The following is a 20,645-nucleotide window of genomic DNA, read 5'->3' as shown; positions in this document are numbered from 1 at the left end:
GACATGCTGAGCCGCATCCTCGACGTTTCGATCCGCCAGCGCTGGCTGGTCCTGCTCCTCGTGCTGCTGGCGGCGGCCTTCGGCGCCACGGCCCTGACCCGGCTGCCGATCGACGCGGTGCCGGACATCACCAACAACCAGGTCCAGATCAACACGCTCGCGCCGGCCCTGTCGCCGGTCGATATCGAGCGCCAGGTGACCTACCCGGTCGAGACCGCGCTGGCCGGCATCAAGGGGCTCGACTACACCCGCTCGCTCTCGCGCAACGGCTTCTCGCAGGTCACCGCGGTCTTCGACGAGGGGCTCGACATCTACTTCGCCCGCCAGCAGGTCGCCGAGCGCCTGTCGCAGGTGAAGGGCGACCTGCCCCCCGGGGCCGAGCCGCATATGGGCCCGATCTCGACGGGCCTCGGCGAGATCACCATGTGGTCGGTCCACTACGCGAAGCCCGGTGAGCGGACGGTCTCGCCCGCCGGCCGGCCCGGCTGGCAGCCCGACGGCAGCTACCTGACTCCGGAGAACCAGCGCCTCGCCACCGCGCTGGAGCAGAACGCCTACCTGCGCACCGTCCAGGACTGGATCATCCGGCCCCAGATCCGGACCGTGCCGGGGGTGGCCGGCATCGACGGCATCGGCGGCTACGAGAAGCAGTACCACGTCCAGCCGGACCCGACGAAGCTGACCGCCCTCGACCTGTCCTTCGCGGACGTCGTCCGGGCGCTCCAGGCCAACAATGCCAACCAGGGCGCCCGCTACCTGGAGGACAATGGCGAGGGCACCATCGTCCGCGCCGCCGGCCGGCTGGAGAGCATGGAGGCGATCGCCGACGTGGTGGTGGCCACCCGGGGTGGCGTGCCGGTGCGGGTCCGGGACGTGGCCGCCCTGCGGTTCGGGCGCGAGTTGCGCACCGGCTCGGGCAGCGCGGACGGCCGGGAGGCCGTGATCGGCACCGCCCTGATGCGGATCGGCGAGAACAGCCGCACGGTCGCCACCGCGGTCGCCGCACGCCTGGACCAGATCCGGCGCACCCTGCCCCCCGGCATCGTCGTGCAGACGGTGCTCGACCGGACTGTCCTGGTCGAGGCCACGATCCGCACGGTCGCCCAGAACCTCGCCGAGGGCGCGGCCCTGGTGATCGCGGTGCTGGTCCTGCTGCTCGGCAACGTCCGGGCCGCCCTGGTCGCGGCCCTGGTGATCCCGGTCGCCATGCTGATGACCGTGACCGGCATGGTCGAGGCAAAAATCTCGGCCAACCTGATGAGCCTCGGCGCCCTGGATTTCGGGCTGATCGTCGACGGGGCGGTGATCATCACCGAGAATGCCCTGCGCCACCTCGCCGGGCGCCAGCACGCGCTGGGCCGTCGGCTCGATCTGGAGGAGCGCCTGGAGACGGTCCGGGCCTCGGCCGAAGAGATGATCCGCCCGTCCCTCTACGGGCAGGCGATCATCATCCTGGTCTACGCGCCGCTCCTGACCTTCACGGGGGTCGAGGGCAAGATGTTCGAGCCGATGGCGCTGACCGTGATCCTCGCCCTGGCCTGCGCGTTCCTGCTGTCGCTGACCTTCGTGCCGGCGCTGATCGCCATCGTGATCACCGGCCGGGTCACCGAGGCCGACAACCCGCTGATCCGGGGCCTCAAGGCCGCCTACCGGCCGCTGCTCGCCGCGGCGATCCGGGCGCCGGCGCCGGTCCTGGGGGCGGCCCTGCTGCTGCTCGTGGGCGCCGGCCTGCTGTCGGCCCGGCTCGGCACCGCGTTCATCCCGCTGCTGGACGAGAAGAGCATCGCGCTGAACGCCAGCCGGATCCCCTCGACCTCCCTGACCCAGTCGCAGGCGATGCAGCTCAAGGTCGAGCAGATCGTCGCGACCTTCCCGCAGGTGGCCACGGTCTTCTCGAAGACCGGCACCGCCGACATCGCCTCCGACCCGATGCCGCCGAGCGCCTCGGACACGTTCGTGATCCTGAAGCCGCAGGCGGAGTGGCCCGATCCCGCCTTGACCAAGGCGGCGCTCCAGGCGCAGATCGAGGCGGCCGTGGGGGCGCTGGCCGGCAACGTCTACGAGTTCTCCCAGCCGATCCAGATGCGCTTCAACGAGCTGCTCGCCGGGACCCGGGGCGACCTCGCCGTCAAGGTGTTCGGCGACGCGTTCGAGCCGATGCTCAGGACCGCCAACCAGATCGCCGCGATCCTGCGCGGCATCGAGGGGGCCGACGACGTGAAGGTCGAGCAGATCGCCGGGCTGCCGGTGTTCGAGATCGGGATCGACCGGACCGAGGCGGCGCGCCTGGGCCTGAGCACCGGGGCGATCCAGGAGGTGATCGGCGCCGCGATCGGCGGCCGGGACGCCGGCTTCGTGTTCGAGGGCGACCGGCGCTTCCCGATCGTGGTGCGCCTGACCGACGCCGTCCGGGAGGACCGCGAGGCCCTGGAGAACCTGCCCGTTCCCCTGCCCCCGGGGCCGAACGGCAAGGTCGCGTCCGTGCTGCTGCGGCAGGTCGCCAGCTTCTCGGTGACCGAGGGGCCGAACCAGATCTCGCGGGAGAACGGCCAGCGGCGCGTCGTTGTCACCGCCAACGTCCGCGGCCGGGACATCGGCTCGCTGGTGGCGGAGGCGCAAGGCAAGGTCGCCGAGCAGGTCGCGCTGCCGGCCGGCTCCTCCGTGACCTGGGGCGGCCAGTTCGAGAACCTCGCCTCGGCCCGGCGGCGCCTGACCCTGGTGGTGCCGGTCTCCTTCGTCCTGATCTTCCTGCTGCTGACCTCGGCGCTCGGCAGCGCCCGCGACGCGCTCCTCGTCTTCAGCGCTGTGCCCCTGGCGCTGACCGGCGGGATCGCGGCCCTGTGGCTGCGGGACATGCCGCTGTCGGTGCCGGCCGCGGTCGGGTTCATCGCGCTCTCGGGGGTGGCGGTGCTGAACGGCCTGGTGATGCTGAGCTTCATCAAGCAGCTCGTCGCCGAGGGCCGGCCCCTGCGGGCGGCGATCCTGGAGGGGGCCCTGACCCGGCTGCGGCCCGTGGCGATGACGGCGCTGGTCGCCTCGCTCGGCTTCGTCCCGATGGCGCTCGCCACCGGCACCGGCGCCGAGGTGCAGAGGCCGCTGGCCACCGTGGTGATCGGCGGCCTGATCAGCGCGACCCTGCTGACCCTGGTGGTGCTGCCGGCGCTCTATGCGCGGTTCGGGAGGGCCGCCGCCCCGGTCGGGGCCGAGCCTGACAGGTCGGCCTCCGCCGGCAGGCCGCGGCCCTTGACCAGGCCGTAGACCGCTGGGATCACGATCAGGGTGAGGAGCGTCGAGGAGGCCATGCCGCCGATCATCGGCACGGCGATCCGCTGCATCACCTCGGACCCCGCGCCGGTGCTCCACAGGATCGGGACCAGGCCGGCCATGATCGCCACCACGGTCATCATCTTCGGGCGGACCCGCTCCACCGCCCCGACCATGATGGCGGCGCGCAGGTCCTCCCGGGTGAGGGGCCGCCCGGCCCGCGCGGCCTCGCCACGCCGCTCGGTGAGCGCCTGGTCGAGATAGACCAGCATCAGGATGCCGGTCTCGGCGGCGACGCCGGCCAGCGCGATGAAGCCCACCGCCACGGCGACCGACAGGTGGAACCCCATCGCCCACATCAGCCAGACGCCGCCGACCAGCGCGAAGGGCAGCGACAGCAGGACGATCAGCGTCTCGGTCACCCGGCGGAACACCAGGTAGAGCAGCAGCACGATCACCATCAGGGTTGCCGGCACGACGATCCGCAGCCGCGCCTCGGCCCGCTCCAGGGCCTCGAACTGGCCGCTCCACTGCAGCGTCATCCCCTCCGGCAGCGGCACCGCCCGCGCCACCACGTCCCGCGCCTGCGCCACGTAGCCGCCGAGGTCGCGCCCGGCGATGTCGACGTAGAGGTAGAGGGCGAGCCGCCCGTTCTCGGTGCGGATCGCGGTCGGCCCGCGCGCGAGCTGGATCGACGCGACCGCGCCGAGCGGCACCGTCCCGCCGGCGGGCAGCGCCACCTGGACGTCGCTTGCAATCGCCTGCGGGTCGGACCGGAGGGCGCGCGGGTAGCGCACGGCGACGCCGTAGCGCTCGCGGCCCTCCACGGTGGTGGTGACGGTCGCCGCGCCGAGCGCCGTGGCGACGACATCCTGGACGTCGCCCACGGTGAGTCCGTAGCGGCCGAGCGACTCCCGGTCCGGGGTGATGTCGAGGAAGGTGCCGCCCACGACCCGCTCGGCATAGGCGCTCGTCGTGCCCGGAACCGTGCGAACCGCCGCCTCGACCGCCCGGGCGACTTGCTCCATCGCCGAGAGATCGGTCCCGAACAGCTTGATCCCCACGGGGGTGCGGATGCCGGTGGCGAGCATGTCGATCCGGGCGCGGATCGGCTGGGTCCAGGCGTTGGACACGCCGGGAAACTGCAGCGCCTTGTCCATCTCGGCCCGCAGGCTCGCCAGTGTCACCCCGGGCCGCCACGCCTCGGGGGCCTTGAGCCGGATGATCGTCTCGAACATCTCCAGCGGCGCCGGATCGGTGGCGGTGCCGGCGCGGCCCGCCTTGCCGTAGACCGAGGCGACCTCCGGAAACGTCTTGATGATCCGGTCCTGGGTCGCCAGCAGCTCCGCCGCCTTGGTGACGGAGAGGCCCGGCAGGGTGGTGGGCATGTAGAGCAGCGTGCCCTCGTTGAGCTCGGGCATGAATTCCGAGCCGAGCTGGCGGGCCGGCCAGATCGTGGCGGCCAGTATCCCGAGGGCCAGGAGGAGCGTCAGCACCCGGGCCCGCAGCACCGCGGCGATCAGCGGCCGGTAGGCCCCGACCAAGAGCCGGTTCACCGGGTTGCGGTGCTCCGGCACGATCCGGCCGCGCACGAACAGGATCATCAGCGCCGGCACCAGGGTCACCGACAGCAGCGCGGCGGCGGCCATCGCGAAGGTCTTGGTGAAGGCGAGCGGCCCGAACAGCCGGCCCTCCTGGCTCTCCAGGGTGAAGATCGGCAGGAACGAGACCGTGATCACCAGGAGGGACAGGAACAGCGACGGCCCGACCTCGGCGGCGGCCCCGATCAGGATCTCGGCCCGGGGCCGCCCCGGCGGCGCGCGCTCCAGGTGCTTGTGAGCGTTCTCGATCATCACGATGGCGGCGTCGATCATCGCGCCGACCGCGATGGCGATGCCGCCGAGACTCATGATGTCGGCGCCGAGCCCCAGCGCGCGCATGGCCGAAAACGCCATCAGGATCGCCACGGGCAGCATCAGGATCGCCACCAGCGCGCTGCGCAGGTGCAGCAGGAACACCACGCAGACCAGCGCGACGATCGCGCATTCCTCGACCAGGGTGTGGGTCAGCGTCGCGATGGCCGCGTCGATGAGCTGCGACCGGTCGTAGACCGGCACGATCGCGGTCCCCGACGGCAGGCTTTTGGCGATCTCGGCGAGGCGATCCTTGACACTCGCGATGACCGCGCGGGCATTCGCCCCGAAGCGCTGCACCACGATGCCGCCGGCGACTTCGCCCTCTCCGTCGAGCTCGGCGATCCCGCGCCGCTCGTCGGGCCCGATCTCCACCCGGGCGACGTCGCGCACCCGCACCGGCGTGCCGTTGTCGGTCTTGAGCACGATGGCGCCGATATCCTGGGTGCCCTTGAGGTAGCCCCGGCCGCGCACCACCACCTCGAACTCGGACAGCTCGACCGTGCGGCCGCCGACATCGGCGTTGCTCGCCCGGATAGCGTCGCGCAGGCGGTTCAGGCCGATGCCCTGCGCCCGCAGGCGGTTCGGATCGACGATCACGCTGTACTGCTTGACGAAGCCGCCCACCGGGGCGACCTCCGCCACCCCCTCCCCGCGCGAGGCCGCGAACCGGATCACCCAATCCTGCAGGGACCGGAGTTCGGCGAGCGTCCGCTGCCGGGCCAGGATGACGTACTGGTAGACCCAGCCGATGCCGGTGGCGTCGGGCCCGAGCGTCGGGATCACCCCGGCGGGCAGGCGGCTGCCTGCGCCGTTGAGGTATTCGAGCACCCGCGAGCGCGCCCAGTACGGGTCGGTGCCGTCCTCGAAGATGAGGGTGACGAACGAGACCCCGAACATCGAGACTCCGCGCACCACCTTGGCGCGCGGCACGGTCAGCATGGCGGTGGTCAGCGGGTAGGTGACCTGGTCCTCGACCACCTGCGGCGCCTGGCCCGGATACTCGGTGTAGACGATGGTCTGCACGTCCGAGAGGTCCGGAATGGCGTCCAGCGGCAGGGTGCGCAGGGCCTGGATGCCCCCCGCCACCGCGAAGACGGTGCCGATCAGAACGAGCACGCGGTTGCGCGCCGACCAGGCGATCAGCCGGGCGATCATCGGCCGCCCTCCCCGTCGGCCGGCGGGGCGGCGAGGCTCGCCAGCGCCGCCTTCAGATTGCTCTCGGCGTCGATCAGGAAATTGGCCGCGGTGACGACCCGCTCGCCGGCCCGGAGGCCCGCGCGGATCTCGACGTAGCCGTCGCCGCGGCGCCCGATCTCGACCGCGCGGGGCGCGAACCGGCCCTCCCCACCATCGATCAGCACCGCCTGGCGCGATCCAGTCTCCAGTACGGCTCCCTCCGGCACCGCGACCACCGGCTCGGTGGAGCCCGTGGCGATCTCCACATCCGCATACATGTCGGGCAGGAGCAGCCCGTCCGGGTTCGGCAATTCGATCCGGATGCGGGTCGAACGGGTCTCCCGGTTCACCTGCGGGTAGATCATCCCGACCCGGCCGGTGAGGCTGCGGCCGGGCACCCGCACGGTGGCGGCCTGGCCGACGCGGATGCCGGCAAGATCGTGCTCCGGTACGTCGGCCAGGACCCAGATCCGCGACAGGTCGGCGATCCGGAACAGGGTGTCGCCGGCCGCCGCCTTCATGCCCTCGATGGCCCGCCGTTCGAGCACCAGCCCGTCGCGCGGCGAGGCCCAGGTGATGGCGCGGGGCACCGTGCGGGTTCGCTCCATCTCGGCGATCACCGCCTCGGAGACGTTCAGGTTGCGGATCCGCCGGCGGGCGCCGTCGAAGCCCGGATTGGCGATCAGCTGCGCGGCGGCGGCGTTGATCTCCGGCGCGTAGACCGAGACTAGGGGCTGCCCCTGCCGGACCCGGTCGCCGGTGGTGACGTCCTCGACATGGTCGACATAGGCGTCGGCCCGGGTCGCCACCACGGTGACCCGGCGCTCGTCCAGCGCCACCGTGCCCGGCACCCGGACCGGCCGGGACACGACCCGGCGCTCGACCACGGCGCTGCGCACGCCGGTGCGCTGGATCCGGCCGGGGGAGACCGTGACGGTGCTCGGGTCCGGATTGTCGCCGTCATAGACGGGGATGTAGTCCATCCCCATCGAGTCTTTCTTGGGCACGGGCGAGGTGTCGGGCAGGCCCATCGGGTTGCGGTAGTAGCGCACCGTCCGGCCGGGATCTTTTTTTGGCCCGTCGCCCTCCCCCGGCCCGGCCCGACCCGGAACGTCCTCGGCGGCGGGCCTGTCGAAGCGCAGATCCTCGCTGGCCTGGACGGCCCGGAACAGGCGCCCGTCCTCGGTCATCATCGGCGACAGGGAATAGACCGGCTTCCCGTCCGGATCCTGGTAATACACCACCGGCTCCGTAGGCTTCGGCGCAGCAGCCGGAGTCCCGCCGGCGAAGCCCGCCCAGGCGCGGGCGACGGACAGGGGCGCTGCGCCGTCGCTCACGCGCCCTGCCCCATAGCCGAGGCCCCCCGCCGCCACGGCGACGAGGGGCCCGGTCAGCCAGGCCGCGCGGCTCACGGCACGGCCCGGAAGACGAGCTTGTCGCTGACGGTGCCGGTCTCGCCCTGGAGCTTCGCCCCGAGCGCCAGCCGCCAGCCACCCGCCATGGTGAGCTTGGTCTTGAACCGGTAGAGGCCCGGCTCCGTGGACGGGAGCTGCGCCAGGGTCGAGGTCATCTCGTCCATGCTGTCGGGGGCCATGTCGATGCGCTTGGCGAAGATCACCGCGTCGGTGACCGGTTGGCCGCTGCGCGTGTCGACCAGGCGGACCGTCACGACGGCCTCGCCGACCTTGGCCTCCTGGGTGACGAGCTCAAACCGGTAATCCGACGGGGCGGCGCGAGCCGGGACTATCAGGGCGACGCCGACGAGCGCGGCCGCGCAGGCGCGCGCCAAGGATTGGGCAACAGAGTGAAAGGTCACGAAAATCTCCTGAACACGATGGCCGGCCGCACGGGCGTGCGGCCTCACGCGGGCGTCATGGCCCGCGGCATCGGGGTCAGGCTCGGGGCGGCTCGGGCGGCGGCGTCCCGGTGACGCTGGCGAACCCCTCGGCGCGTCGCGCGAAGGCGGCCGCCCCGGTGGCGAGGGGCACCGCCAGGCCGATCCCAGAGGGCGGCAGGGAGGCGAGGCTACCGAGGCACAGGGCCATCAGCGGGCAGCCCTTGAGGCAGCCCTTGGCCCCGTCCCCGGGCTGATCCGCCGGCGCCGCAGCCTCGGGCGGGCAGCAGGGCATGGCCTCCATGGCGACTTCGGCCATGTCCATCGCCATCGCGGCCCCGTCCATCGCATGGGCGTGCCCGTGCAGGGCAGGAGCCTGATCCGCCTGGGCCATCGGCGCATGCATGCCGGCGACCGCCGCGGGGGCGGCGACCGGAATCAGGGCGAGGCTCAGAACCGCCAGAAGCGGAAGCAGCCGCCGAAGGGCCAACCAGAGGATCACGGGTCTAGGATGCCAGCTTTCGCGGCCATGCGGAAGTGTTTCGGCTGACCGGGACAGGGCCGATCGCGGTGGCCTGGGGTCAAGGACGGCAGCGAAGGCGCATGTCAGGACGGATGGCGCTCGCCGGCGAAGCGGGCGAGCGACCCCGCTACCCTTCGTTGAAGAAGTCCACGTTGCCCGTATCCAGGCTGTAGGCGGCGCCGACCACGCGCAGCTTGCCGCTCTTCTGCGGGTCGGTGAGGAGCGGCTCGGCGGCCGAGCGCAGGCGCGTCACCGTACGATCGACGTTGGCGCGGACCGCGTTCTCCACGAGATCCCCCGGCTTGTCCCGGACCGTCAGGACCGCCGGCACGATCGGCTCGATCATCTGGCCGATGGCCCCCGGGAAGGTGGTGTTGTTCCGGACCACGCTCACGGCGGCCTCGACGGCCCCGCAGCGACTGTGTCCCATCACCAGGATCAGCGGGACGCCGAGCTGCGCCACGGCATACTCGATCGAGCCGAGCGCCGTCGTGTCGACGGTGTTGCCGGCATTGCGCACGATGAACAGCTCGCCGAGGCCGCGGCCGAACAGGATCTCCGGCGAGACGCGGCTGTCGGAGCAGCTCACCAGCACGCAGAAGGGCGTCTGCCCGAGCGCAATCTCGATGCGGCGCTCACGCCCCTGAGCGGAGCGCACCGGCGAGTCGGTGAGATAACTGGAATTGCCGTCCTTGAGGGCTTTGAGCGCCTGATCGGGCGTCATGTCGGTCTTCTTGGTGCTCGGCGCGGCAGCCCAGGCCGGGTGCTGCGTCGCCAGGGCGGCGATCATCCCCGCCCCGAGGCTGCAACCGCATCCGAGAATGTGCCGACGGCTCAGTGTGTGCGTCATCGCGTTTCCCCCGGCCATCCATCACGCCACCAGCGAGCGAGCCGGATGAAAGCCTCACAGACAACGCTCTAATACCGATGCTCAATCCAGTAATGGCCACGCAGTGGCGCTCAAATTGATATCGTCGACGTTTGTTATGCGGTCGGTCACAGGTTAGGCCTCGGCCTCCGCCGCAGAGCGCGCATGGGATGGGGTGTTCAGCGCTGCCGGCGAGCGATCAGCCGCGCCAGCCGCGGTCGCAGGGGCAACGACAGCCGGTAGGCCACCTCCGCCAGAGGCAGGACAAGCCGCAGCCCGAAGACGCGCAGATCGACGAGGCGGCCGAGCCAGCGCCAGTTCGGCAGGACACGCCACAACCGCGCGAACGCCGCCGCGCCCGACACCAGCCGACCATCCGCGCCACGCACGTGGAAGCGCCGCAGCGCGTCGCCCCGGTCGAGATCCGGCCCCAGGTCAGCGGCCGGCGCATTGCGCCCGACATCCACGAAGGCGATCCGCTCGGCTCCCCGGCAGTGTTGATAATGGCCGATCTCGGCCCGGCAGAGCGGGCAGCCGCCATCGTAGTAGACGGTCAGGTCGGAACTCATCGGATCACCTCTCACGGCCTGCACGGCCCCGCTCGCCCGGCGCCTGGGATATGATGACCTCGGCCGCTCGCGGCCGGGTCTCGGAGCGGGCTTCAAGGAAACGCATCAGTACCGTGATCGGCCCCTTGAGCGGACGCAGTCGAAGGTGGCTCAGATCGTCGCCTGCGGCCTTTCCTCCCCTGGGCCGGGTTCTGCGCCTAACCCTTGCGGAAGGCCGGGGTCTCGGACGTGGCGACGACCTTCTGTGTCGAGACAGTGATGCCGCATCTGCATCTCCGGCCTGTGCAGCATCCCCAGGAGCAGCCGCGCGGCCTCACGGCGGCCCAGGTAGCGCTCCTGGGCCGAGCTCTTGTCGGGTCGTGGCACTTCGCCACCACCCGCGTGCAGCCCTGACGCAGGTCGTGATCAGGCGCGGCTCGCAGGTTCCCAACGCGCGGCGCACGCCGACATGTGGAACGGCCCTGGCTGATGGCGACCATATCCGTGGGACGGTCTCCCGCAGGCCGACTTGGTGGCCACGCGCCACGGACATCCGTCCAAGCCAGCCAGCAAGGAAGCCTGAGCGCCTCTGTAGAGGATTCCGATCAGGTTTGCGGGCGGTCGAGCCTTCGCGCAAACGCGCGATAGAGCGGTTTTGCCCAAACCTGCAGATTCAGGACTCGTGCGGCAGATCAGTGGATTTGTTTTTTATAGTCTTTGCTGAATTCAGTCTCTCGGTTCGATCGTATGTCGATGATATGAAGAAATATAAATCATAATCTGCCTGAGCGGATCAATCGCACCTTGCAAAAATGTGCATTTTTCCTCTTGCGTCGGTAATTCGATGAGATTTATGTTTCACCTTAGCTGATCGCCACAGCGTGCCGAAGTAATAACGTCAGAAAAATCAGTGATAAAATATAAATTACACGCATCGAGTCCGACATAAAATCATGCGACGCTGTAATTTAATCTTGGGTCGCATTCGATAAATCTCATCTCGTCCTGATCGTCGATAGCAACGTCAAACGAGATCGGGCGCTGCCCCATGCAGTGAGAAGCAGTCGCATGGCGACCTCAGAAACCGAGCGCTGACCAGGAGGCCGCGCTCAAGACCGAAGCTCATCCAAAAATACAAATTTGTTGGGGGGATATCATGAAGTCCGCGATCAGGGTCGCCGCCGCTGCCGTATTATCGCTGGGTGCATCCAGCTATAGCTTTGCGGCAGGAGAGTATCCGCCTTACGACGGTTATTTATTGACATATTTTACGGGAAATCGACCCTGGGAGGAAGTCCTCAAATTTTCATATAGTCTGGACGGTCGCCGATTTAACAAACTGAACAATGGTAACCCAGTTATAGACGGGAAGTTTGCACAATCGGGCAACCTGCGCGACCCCTATATCGCTCGAGGCCAGGACGGGAATTTTTACATCACCGCCACGGATATGAAAAGTGATTGGGGATGGGGAAGCAATAGAGGCATTGTTCTGATGAGATCTGCAGATCTTATCCACTGGAAATCTTCAACAATCAATTTTGCGACCGAGTTTCCAAATCTGTTTCCGAGCTTGACAGCCGCTTGGGCGCCGCAGGTCGCCTATGATCCTCTCGTAGACAGAAACATGGTCTATTTAAGCGCGGCCAATAATGACTGGGGCCATCAGTCGTATTATGCGCATTCCAACAATGATTTTACAAAACTGACGGAGACGCCGCGAAAACTTTTCTTCGCACGGGACGGTGTCAAGTATATTGACAATGATATAACCGAGAAAGATGGAAAATATTATCTCCTGATGAAGACGGAAAGTACGCCGACCAAAGGCATCAAGCTCGCAGTCTCAGATCACCTGACCTGGGGCTATACGATGCCGACCAACAAGTATCTGCCTCTCGTAAACGGGGGGCAAGCTATCGAAGGGCCGCAGGCCTATCGACTGAACGACGGCAACGGCTACATGGTGATGTATGATCGATATTATCCTAACAATGGATTCGGTCTATCGAAAACTGATGATTTCAAAACTTTTACGACTGTCAGCAATACCGACATAAATGACCTTAATCCGCGGCACGGTGGTGTGGTGTCGCTGACTTCGGACGAACTTCATCGGGTGCTCGACAACGATACCAAGATCACCGTCGAGAACGCTGCGCCCTCTACGACCGCGGATAGGCGGGCCCAGGCTGCCCCCTCGGCCGGCAGCGGCGATAAGAGAGATCTCGGCACGCTCAAGGCCGACAATGGCTGGGCCTCGGAGATCTGGGGCCTCTCCGCCACCGGCACCATCGCGGTCGGGGATTCCTACACGGACAGCAATGGCCCCAACATGCGCGCCGCGGCCTGGTCGGGCACCGACCTGTCGCAGAAGCAGGATCTCGGCACATTGAGGGCCGACAATACCGGCGCCGCCAAGGCCTATGCGGTGTCCAAGGACGGCGCCGTGATCGCGGGCATCGCCGAGAACGGGGACGAGAATTTACACGCTGTCACCTGGTCCGGGACGAACTGGGCGACCAAGACCGATCTGGGCACGCTGACATCGGATCAGTCGGGCACGTCCGGCGTCTACGCGCTGTCCAGCGACGGACGCATCGCGGCCGGCGAGTCGAGCGTCGACTTAGGGACGACCCATGCGGCCCTGTGGTCGGGGCGGAACTGGTCGACCAAGACCGACCTCGGCAGCCTGCGCTCCGACAATTCCGGGATGTCCTGGGCCTACGCCCTCTCGAAGGATGGGTCGGTGGTCGGGGGCTATGCGGCCACCGATCGCAGCGTCGATGTCTATTCGCACGCCACGCTGTGGTCCGGCACCAACTGGGCGACGAAGACCGATCTCGGCACCCTGAAATCCGACAACCGGGGCACCTCGGTGGTACGCGCGCTCTCGGCCGACGGCACGGTGGCGGCGGGCAGCAGCACGACGGATTCCGGCTACACCCATGCCGCCCTCTGGTCCGGATCGCGCTGGTCGGACAAGCGGGATCTCGGGACGCTCCGGGCCGACAACAGCGGCTCGTCCTGGGTGCGGGCCCTCTCATCCGACGGCCGGATCGCCGGCGGGATGGCCACCACCGCTTCGGGGTTCGCGCACGGCGTCGTCTGGTTCGGCGACGGCTGGCGCAGCCGGACCGATCTCGGCACCCTGCGGTCCGATGGCGGCGGCGTGTCCGAGGTTCAGGCCCTCTCGGCCGACGGCCGCGTCGCGGCGGGCTATTCCGAGACCGATGCGGGCGATCCTCATGCGGTCCTGTGGAAGATCACCTATCCGACCACACCGGCCAGTGGGTCCACGAACCCGCAGGCCCAGACGCGAGCATCCGGTCCGGCGGTTTCCACGGCGGCACCGCCGGCGGAACAAGCTCCCGCCCAGGCTCCAGCGCCGGCGACGGCTCAGTCCCCGGCTCAGCCTGCGGAACCGGCCTCGCCGACGGTTGCGTCCAGCCCTTCACAGGCTCCGGCGCCGGAGCCGACGCCGTCCGCGCCGGCCTCCGACGCTCGCACCCAGCTCGTCGATGTCACGAACACGCGTCGGTCGGTCTCCCGGCTGCGCTACGACACCTTTTCGGTCCTGGAGTTGCAGCGCCAGTCGCTCGCCTATCAGCAACAGACCTGGTCTTGCAGCCGGGGCAGTCTCTGCTGGTCGGCCAGCGCAGGCTTCGTCTCGGATGGCAGCGGCACGGATACGCTCTCGACGCTTCCCTTGAGCTACGGCTTGACCGACAATCTCACGGTCGGCGCGCATCTCAGCTACGCCCCCTACCGCGCCCTGCCGTCGCCGGCCTTCAACGACACGCGCACCGCCGTCGGCGCTGGCGCCTTCCTGAACTGGAATCAGCCCTATGCGGGCGGCGCGTGGTATCTGCGCACCGCTTTCGGGGCCAGCCAGTACCATGCCGATATCCGCCGCCTGCAATCCACCGCGACGGAGGCCGGCACCGGCGGCGCCCGGATCGGCGGCCTCGCCGGCACGCTCGAGTTCGGGCAGACCGTCCCGGTGTTCGAGGATCTGGTGGTGGGCTGGCATGGCGGCGTCAGGACCAGCCGCATCACCCGTCAGGGCTACACGGAAGCCAATGTCAGCTTCCCGGTGCAGTATGACGGCATCGTCTACCGCAGCACGCTGGCCTATCTCGGGGCGGATATTGCGGTGCCGCTGACGACGAACCTGAGCTGGATCTCGGGCGTCGAGATCGAGCAGGCGGTGCGCAAGCCGACGCTGCGCTTCACGGCGCACGCGGATTACATCGGCGACTTCAAGTACGCCGCCGATCTGACCCGGACGCGGGGCGAGGCGAGAACCGGCCTGAAGTTCGGCCTGGGCAACAATCTCACCGTCTCCGCGACCGCCTCCGTGCGGACGACGGCGCTCGGCACCACGGCCATCGGCGGCCTGCTCAGCTTCGGCGGTGAGCTTTAGAGCATTATCCCGAAAGGCAGATTCCGGCAGAATATGACGTAATACGAAAGACTTAGCGCATCGTCCTGGTTCCGATGCCCAAGACGATGCGCTCGGTCCATGACGCCGGCCTCCGCAGCGTTGGCCCGCATGGCGCTGCCGCCGCGAACGAACCGCCGTCACCGCCGAGCCATTCCGTATCGCGCTTCGGTGTCGGGAGTCGTCGCGCGCTCCCAACGCGCGCCAACGTTATGCCGGCCAGTGGGCGTGCCGTGGCATTTCAATCACAGGGTCTGAGGAAGCATCTCCTCCCGCGCGCATCGCAGCGCCATCGGCACGCCGTATATTTCAGGATCTGAAGCAAGAAACGTGCCATAAAAAATATAGCCGGCGACATCTTTGGAGGCCGCGCCACAAGGAGGTCGTACATATTTATACATCGACATGAATAAAAGTCAAAATTATCAATGTAATACGACGACATATTACCACTTGCGTCCATTATTTTTTGATCCAAAATCTACTGCGTCTCATATCTCCTTCAGACGCAGTGCCATGGTCAACGGCGATCTGCTGCAGTGAAGGACAGAGTTACTTTCATATCTGCAGGCGATCGAGCAGTTGACGATGCGTACACGGGCGTACATCCACAACGCTGCCCCCGGCGGACTTTATCGCCGCCGATTGATCGGGGCCGCGCTGCGTCGCTCGACCCTTGGACTCGCGGCTTTAGGTGCCTCGGTCTCTCACCACGCTCTCGCGCAAAGCCTGGCCAGCACTGACCCTGCGAGCTGGCGCACGCCGGAATACCGGGCGGATTGGGGTCTGGAGGCCATGCGGGCGGCCGATGCCTACGCAGCCGGCTATACCGGCCTGGGCATCACTGTCGGGGTGGTCGATTCCGGCGTCTACAGCGCCCACGCGGAATTCGCCGACGGCCGCATCAAGCCGCTCACCATCACCGGGATCTTCGGTTCGGACGGATACTACTTCACGGACGGTTCTGGACGCCCGAGCAACCGGTCTCCGCAACCGAGCTTCTTCAAGAAAGGCGATTCCTATACCGTTCCGGGCACCTACAATCCCGTCTTCAACGATCCACACGGGACGCATGTCACCGGCACGATCGGAGCCTCCCGGAACGGCGTCGGCATGCATGGCGTGGCGTTCGACGCCAATGTCTATGTCACCAACACGCAAGCGACCGACGAGGCTCAATACGGAGCGAACGCCGACTACGCCTACTTCAAGAACGCCTATGGCAGCTTGGCCGCGGCCGGCGCACGCGTGATCAACTCCTCCTGGGGGAACCCGCCTTTCGGGGACAATTACAACAGTCTGCAGAGCTTGCGCAGCGCCTATTCGAAGTTCGACGGCAAGCTGGGTTACGTCGATGCGCTATCCGAAGTCGCCAAGCAATACGATATCATCCAGGTGTTTGCAGCAGGCAACACCGGCTACAGCAATCCGAACATTCGCTCGGATATCCCTTACTTCAGGCCCGACACCGAGAAGAACTGGGTCTCCGTCGGCGCCGCCGCGAGAGGCGCCAATGGCAGCTTGAATCCTGCCGATCTCGTCCTTGCATACTATTCAAATCGAGCGGGCGCCGCAAAGTATTGGTATGTCGTTGCGCCTGGCAGCGCCATCTACAGTACGACGCCGCCTTATACGTCCGGCGCTCCCTGGAGCGCCGCGCAATGGCACGTCGATCCGAACCAACAAGCCGCTGGCTACGCATCCGTGGACGGCACGTCGATGGCGGCCCCGCATGCGACGGGCGCGCTCGCGGTGATCATGCAACGCTATCCGTACATGACCAATCCGCAGGCTCGCGACGTCCTTCTCACCACCGCCTATCACCGCAACGCGGTCTACGGCAAACCCGACGCCAACCCCAATGCCCCCAACGCCGTCTGGGGTTGGGGCGTGATCGACCTGAACAAGGCCATGAAGGGACCCGGTCAGTTCCTCGGGCCCGTCGCCGCCAACCTCCCGGCCGGCACCGCCGACACGTGGTCCAACGACATCTCCGAGGACGCGCTGATCCAGCGCAAACAGGAGAACGATGCTGAGGCCGCAGCCTGGGCGACCCGCAAAGCCAGCGTCGTTTCGCAGACCGAAATCCAGGTCGAGACCACCCGGGTCGCCTCGTTCGCGTCGATCCCGACCCGCGGCAGCCTGATCAAGCTCGGCGCCGGAACCCTCACGCTCTCCGGCACCAACAGCTATTCCGGCGGCACCACCTTCGCCGATGGCACGCTGTCCGTGTCGCACGACGCCAGCCTCGGCGCTGGCACCGCCCCGCTGACCTTCGACGGCGGCATCCTGCAGATCACCGGCACCGGCTTCACCGCCACCACACGCCCGATCACCTGGGCGAACGGCGGTGGCGGGCTCGACATCGCTGACCCGGCCAACACCTTCACCCTCCGCCAGTCGCTCGCCGGATCCGGCGGCCTGGCCAAGCTCGGCGCCGGCACCCTCGCGCTCGCCGGGACCAACACCTATGCCGGCCCCACCCTGATCGCGGCCGGCACCCTCCGGGCGATCGGCGGTCAGGCCATCGGCGATCGCAGCGCCGTGCGCATCGGCGCCGGCGCCACCCTGGCGCTCGCCGACAGCGAGACCGTCGGGTCGCTCGCCGGACAGGGTCGCGTCGCCCTGGGCGCCGCCCGCCTCACCGCCGGCGGCGACGGCTCCTCCACGACCTTCAGCGGCACGATGGACGGCACCGGCGGCCTGACCAAAGCCGGCGCCGGCACCCTCACGCTCACCGGCACCAACACCTATGCCGGCGGCACCACCATCGCGGCCGGCACCCTCCAGGTCGGCGACGGCGGCACTGCGGGCAGCCTCGTCGGCGATGTCGCCAACGCCGGAACCCTGGCGTTCAACCGCGCCGACGCCGTCACCTTCGCGGGCACCGTCTCCGGGCCCGGCGACCTGATCCAGCGCGGCGCCGGCACCCTCACGCTGACCGGTGCCCATACCTACACCGGCCTGACCACCCTGGCCGCCGGCGGGCTCGATCTCACCGCCACCGCCAGCCTGGTCTCCCCCGTCGTCACCCTGGCCGGGACCACCCTGACCAACGCCGGGACGCTCGCCGGCGGGCTGAGCAATGCCGGCACCACCCTCACCAGCGGCACGATCGCGGGCGGGATCACCAACACCGGCAGCCTCATCGCCACCGGCGGCGCCCTCGACGGCGCGATCCGCAACGCCGGGCAGGTCGCCGTCACCGGGCCGGTGTCCTCCGATGCCGGCTTCGCCAACGCCGCCCAGGCCAGCCTGATCGTCTCCGGCCACTACGACCTCGCCGGCGGCCTCACCAACACCGGCACCGTCGCAGTCACCGACGGCGGCCGGCTGCGCGCCGGCTCGATCGCCAATGCCGGCCTGTTCACCATCGCCGCCCAGGCCAGCGTGGTCGACGACCTCGTCAACACCGGTCGCCTGGTCAATGCCGGCGCCTACACCGCTGACGGCTTCAACGCCCCGGGCGGCACGCTGATCAACACCGGCAGCTTCACCACGGTCTCGGCTCCGCTCGCCAACGCCGGCACCCTGGTCACCACCGGTACGCTCACCGGCGGCCTGAGCAACACCGGCCTAGTCCAGGCCGCGGGCGTGCTCGCCGGGCCGGTGAGCAACGCCCCCGGCGCGGTGATCGCGCTCACCGGCACCACCACCGGCATCACCCGGCTGACCAACGACGGCGCGTTCGACCTCGGCGGCACCGCGCTGACGGTCGGCTCGCTCACCGGCACCGCCGCCAGCGCCACGCTCGGCAACGGCCGGCTCACGGTCGGCACCGACGGCAGCTCGACCGACTATGCCGGGCAGATCGTCGACGGCGCCAGCCCGACCAGCCTGACCAAGGTCGGCGCCGGCACCCTGAGGCTGTCCGGGCTCAACAGCTTCTCGGGGCCGGTCAGCGTGCAGGGCGGCGAACTCGCGGTCACCGGCGCCCTGCCCAACGCCGCGCTCACGTTCGGCTCGGGCAGCCGGCTCACCGGCGACGGCTGGTTCGGCAGCCTCAGCCTCGGGGCCGGCAGCGTGCTCAGCCCCGGTGCCGCCCCGGGTGTGCTCGGTCGGATCACCGTCGCCGGCAGCCTCACCCTGGCGCCCGGATCGGTCTACCGGGTCGACGCCACCCCTGACGGCCGCGCCGACCTCGTCGCGGTCGGCGGCAGCGCCACGGTGGCGGGCGCCCGGGTCGAGGCGGTGGCCGGCGCCGGCGCCTGGGCCCCGCGCACCCGCTACACCATCCTGAGCGCCGCCGGCGGGGTCCAGGGCCGGTTCGACGGGGTCACCAGCACCTTCGCGTTCCTGACCCCGTTCCTCGGCTACGAGCCCGGCGCCGTGACCCTGACGCTCGCGCGCAACGATCTCGACTTCGCCGCGGTCGCACAGAGCCGCAACCAGCGCGCCGCCGCCACCGCGGTCCAGGCCGGGGCGGTGGGCTCGGTCCTGTACGACGCGGTCGCGACCCTGTCGGGGCCCCAGGCCCGGGCGGCGTTCGCCGGGATGGCCGGCGACGCCCATGCCAGCCTGGCCTCGACCGCTTTCGCCGTGGCCGGGCTCAGCCGCGAGGCGGTGCTCGACCGGCTGCGCTGGGGCGGGGCCTCCGAGCTGCGCGACTACGGCGCCCTGCCGGCCACCTACGCGGCCGACCGGCCCGGGGAGCCGGTGGAGCCGGTGGCGGTGCCGGCGCGGGTGTTCGACCCGCGGGTGGTCGGCCTGTGGGGCCAGGGCCTGGGCAGCCTCGGCCACGTCCGCGCCGACGGCAACGCCGCCGCGCTGTCGCGCCAGAGCGCCGGCTTCGTCCTGGGCGTCGACGCCCGCCTGGATACCCTGGGCATCAACGGGCTACGATTGGGCATCGCCGGCGGCCATGTCGAGACCAGCTTCGCCAGCCCGGGCCAGGTCCAGACTGGGACGCTGGCGAGCACGTTCGGCGGCGTCTACGGCAGCCTGGAGGCGGGTCCGGCGGTTCTGCGGTTCGGGGCGCTGGCCGCCGACGAGCCGGCGCGGCTGCGCCGGGTGGTGGCGTTCCCGGGGCTGACCGACACGCCCAATGCCCACACCGGCGGCCGCAGCGTCCAGGGCTTCGGCGAGGCCGGCTACCGGGTGGCGCTGGGCTCGGGCTCGGTGCTGGAGCCGTTCGTCGGGGCCGGGGCGGTGGCGCTGGGGCGCGACCGCTTCGCCGAGCAGGGCGGGGCGGCGGCGCTGACGGGGTCGGCCCGCGCCAGCCTGCTGCCGACCGCCACCGCGGGGCTGCGCGCCGAGGCGCAGCTCGACCCTGAGGCGGCACTGCCGGTGTCGGTGCACGCGCTCGCCGGCTACCGGCGCAGCTTCGGCGACGTCGTTCCGAGCGCGGTGCTGGCGTTCCGGGGCACCGGCGCCCGGTTCGTGAGCGCCGGCCTGCCGATCGACCGCGACGCGCTGGTGGCCGAGGCCGGCCTGGCGGTGCTGCTCACCCCGGCCGCGAGCCTGGGCGTGTCCTACACCGGCCAGATCGGCGCCCGCGCCCAGGACCACGCCGCCAAGGGCGCCTTCACCCTCAGGTTCTGAACCGGCCTGCGCTCGGCGGGGATCGTCAACCCCCGCCGAGCTTGCCCATCCAGTGTAGAAGACCCCAGGCAAGTTCGGCACTGCCTTTCGGGTGACGCGGTTCTGCTGGCGAGGCCGTTGGCTCGGAACCGGGACGCCGACCGGAAGCGCGCTCCGGAAATCCGCTTCTTCGCGAAGGCCTTGGCCGAGGCGGTCACCAACCGACGAGGCTGCAGCTTTCGGGCATGTCGCCGAGATCGCTCACCGGGCGCGTGAACGGCGTCAAGGCGGGGCCGTCGATAGTGACCGCCGGGGCTGCTTGAAGCACGACCGCGGCGTCTTCGACCACCCTGCGAGGACCTTCGCGAGCTGCGCTTTGAGGCGGTTCTGTCCCCATAACTGTCCCCGTAGGTTCCGGGACGGGGCGGCACGAGGCGCTCTACACATGAGAACCGGTGGTGGGCCCGGCAGGACTCGAACCTGCAACCAGACCGTTATGAGCGGTCGGCTCTAACCATTGAGCTACAGGCCCTGCGCCCTCCGAACGGATAG

General features: G+C 69.1%; 9 protein-coding genes and 1 tRNA gene. 3 read left to right on the top strand and 7 right to left on the bottom strand.

Translation table 11 applies throughout. The annotated features are described in order from the left end of the window. Nucleotides 1-3 precede the first annotated feature (3 nt). The gene (locus tag MKL20_RS06395; protein WP_244035973.1) at nt 4-3,258 is read left to right on the top strand and encodes an efflux RND transporter permease subunit; all 3,255 of its coding nucleotides are present in this window, start codon (nt 4-6) and stop codon (nt 3,256-3,258) included. Here the strand turns inward: MKL20_RS06395 and MKL20_RS06390 are convergent. The 6 genes from MKL20_RS06390 to MKL20_RS06365 all read right to left on the bottom strand — a co-directional run bounded on the left by MKL20_RS06390 (nt 3,165) and on the right by MKL20_RS06365 (nt 10,150). Beyond that, nucleotides 3,165-6,335, bottom strand: a complete 3,171-nt coding sequence (locus MKL20_RS06390; RefSeq protein ID WP_244035972.1) for an efflux RND transporter permease subunit — start codon at nt 6,333-6,335, stop codon at nt 3,165-3,167. The two genes, MKL20_RS06395 and MKL20_RS06390, sit on opposite strands and share 94 nt — an antisense overlap. Then, nucleotides 6,332-7,768: an efflux RND transporter periplasmic adaptor subunit gene (locus MKL20_RS06385; RefSeq protein WP_244035971.1), complete on the bottom strand. Its 1,437-nt coding sequence runs from the start codon at nt 7,766-7,768 to the stop codon at nt 6,332-6,334. Before MKL20_RS06385 ends, MKL20_RS06390 begins: the two co-directional genes overlap by 4 nt. Beyond that, on the bottom strand, nt 7,765-8,172 hold the full coding sequence (locus MKL20_RS06380) for a FixH family protein (RefSeq protein ID WP_244035970.1): 408 nt from the start codon (nt 8,170-8,172) through the stop codon (nt 7,765-7,767). The genes MKL20_RS06385 and MKL20_RS06380 overlap by 4 nt, the downstream gene beginning before the upstream one ends. 76 nt (nt 8,173-8,248) lie before the next feature. Further along, nucleotides 8,249-8,692 (bottom strand): hypothetical protein, encoded by a 444-nt coding sequence (locus MKL20_RS06375; RefSeq protein ID WP_244035969.1) that lies wholly within the window; start codon nt 8,690-8,692, stop codon nt 8,249-8,251. A gap of 148 nt (nt 8,693-8,840) precedes the next feature. Further along, the gene (locus MKL20_RS06370) at nt 8,841-9,563 is read right to left on the bottom strand and encodes a carbonic anhydrase (RefSeq protein ID WP_244035968.1); all 723 of its coding nucleotides are present in this window, start codon (nt 9,561-9,563) and stop codon (nt 8,841-8,843) included. Between the two features lie 197 nt (nt 9,564-9,760). Further along, nucleotides 9,761-10,150 (bottom strand): thiol-disulfide oxidoreductase DCC family protein, encoded by a 390-nt coding sequence (locus tag MKL20_RS06365; protein ID WP_243970622.1) that lies wholly within the window; start codon nt 10,148-10,150, stop codon nt 9,761-9,763. Between the two features lie 1,135 nt (nt 10,151-11,285). Between MKL20_RS06365 and MKL20_RS06360 the strand changes: the two genes are divergently transcribed. Further along, nucleotides 11,286-14,555 carry a family 43 glycosylhydrolase gene (locus MKL20_RS06360; protein WP_244035967.1) on the top strand — a complete coding sequence of 1,090 codons (3,270 nt, stop codon included), beginning with the start codon at nt 11,286-11,288 and terminating at the stop codon, nt 14,553-14,555. Between the two features lie 813 nt (nt 14,556-15,368). After that, a complete protein-coding gene (locus MKL20_RS32920; RefSeq protein WP_279594560.1) occupies nt 15,369-20,114 on the top strand; it encodes a S8 family serine peptidase in 4,746 nt (1,581 codons plus the stop codon). Nucleotides 20,115-20,549: 435 nt separating this feature from the next. Here the strand turns inward: MKL20_RS32920 and MKL20_RS06340 are convergent. Continuing rightward, nucleotides 20,550-20,625, bottom strand: a tRNA-Ile gene (locus tag MKL20_RS06340). Between the last annotated feature and the right edge of the window lie 20 nt (nt 20,626-20,645).

The organism is Methylobacterium sp. E-066 (assembly GCF_022829635.1).
In the GTDB taxonomy this organism is placed as follows: Bacteria; Pseudomonadota; Alphaproteobacteria; order Rhizobiales; family Beijerinckiaceae; genus Methylobacterium.
Note: the sequence above shows the minus strand (reverse complement) of the source record. Positions and strands in the feature narration are given on the sequence as shown.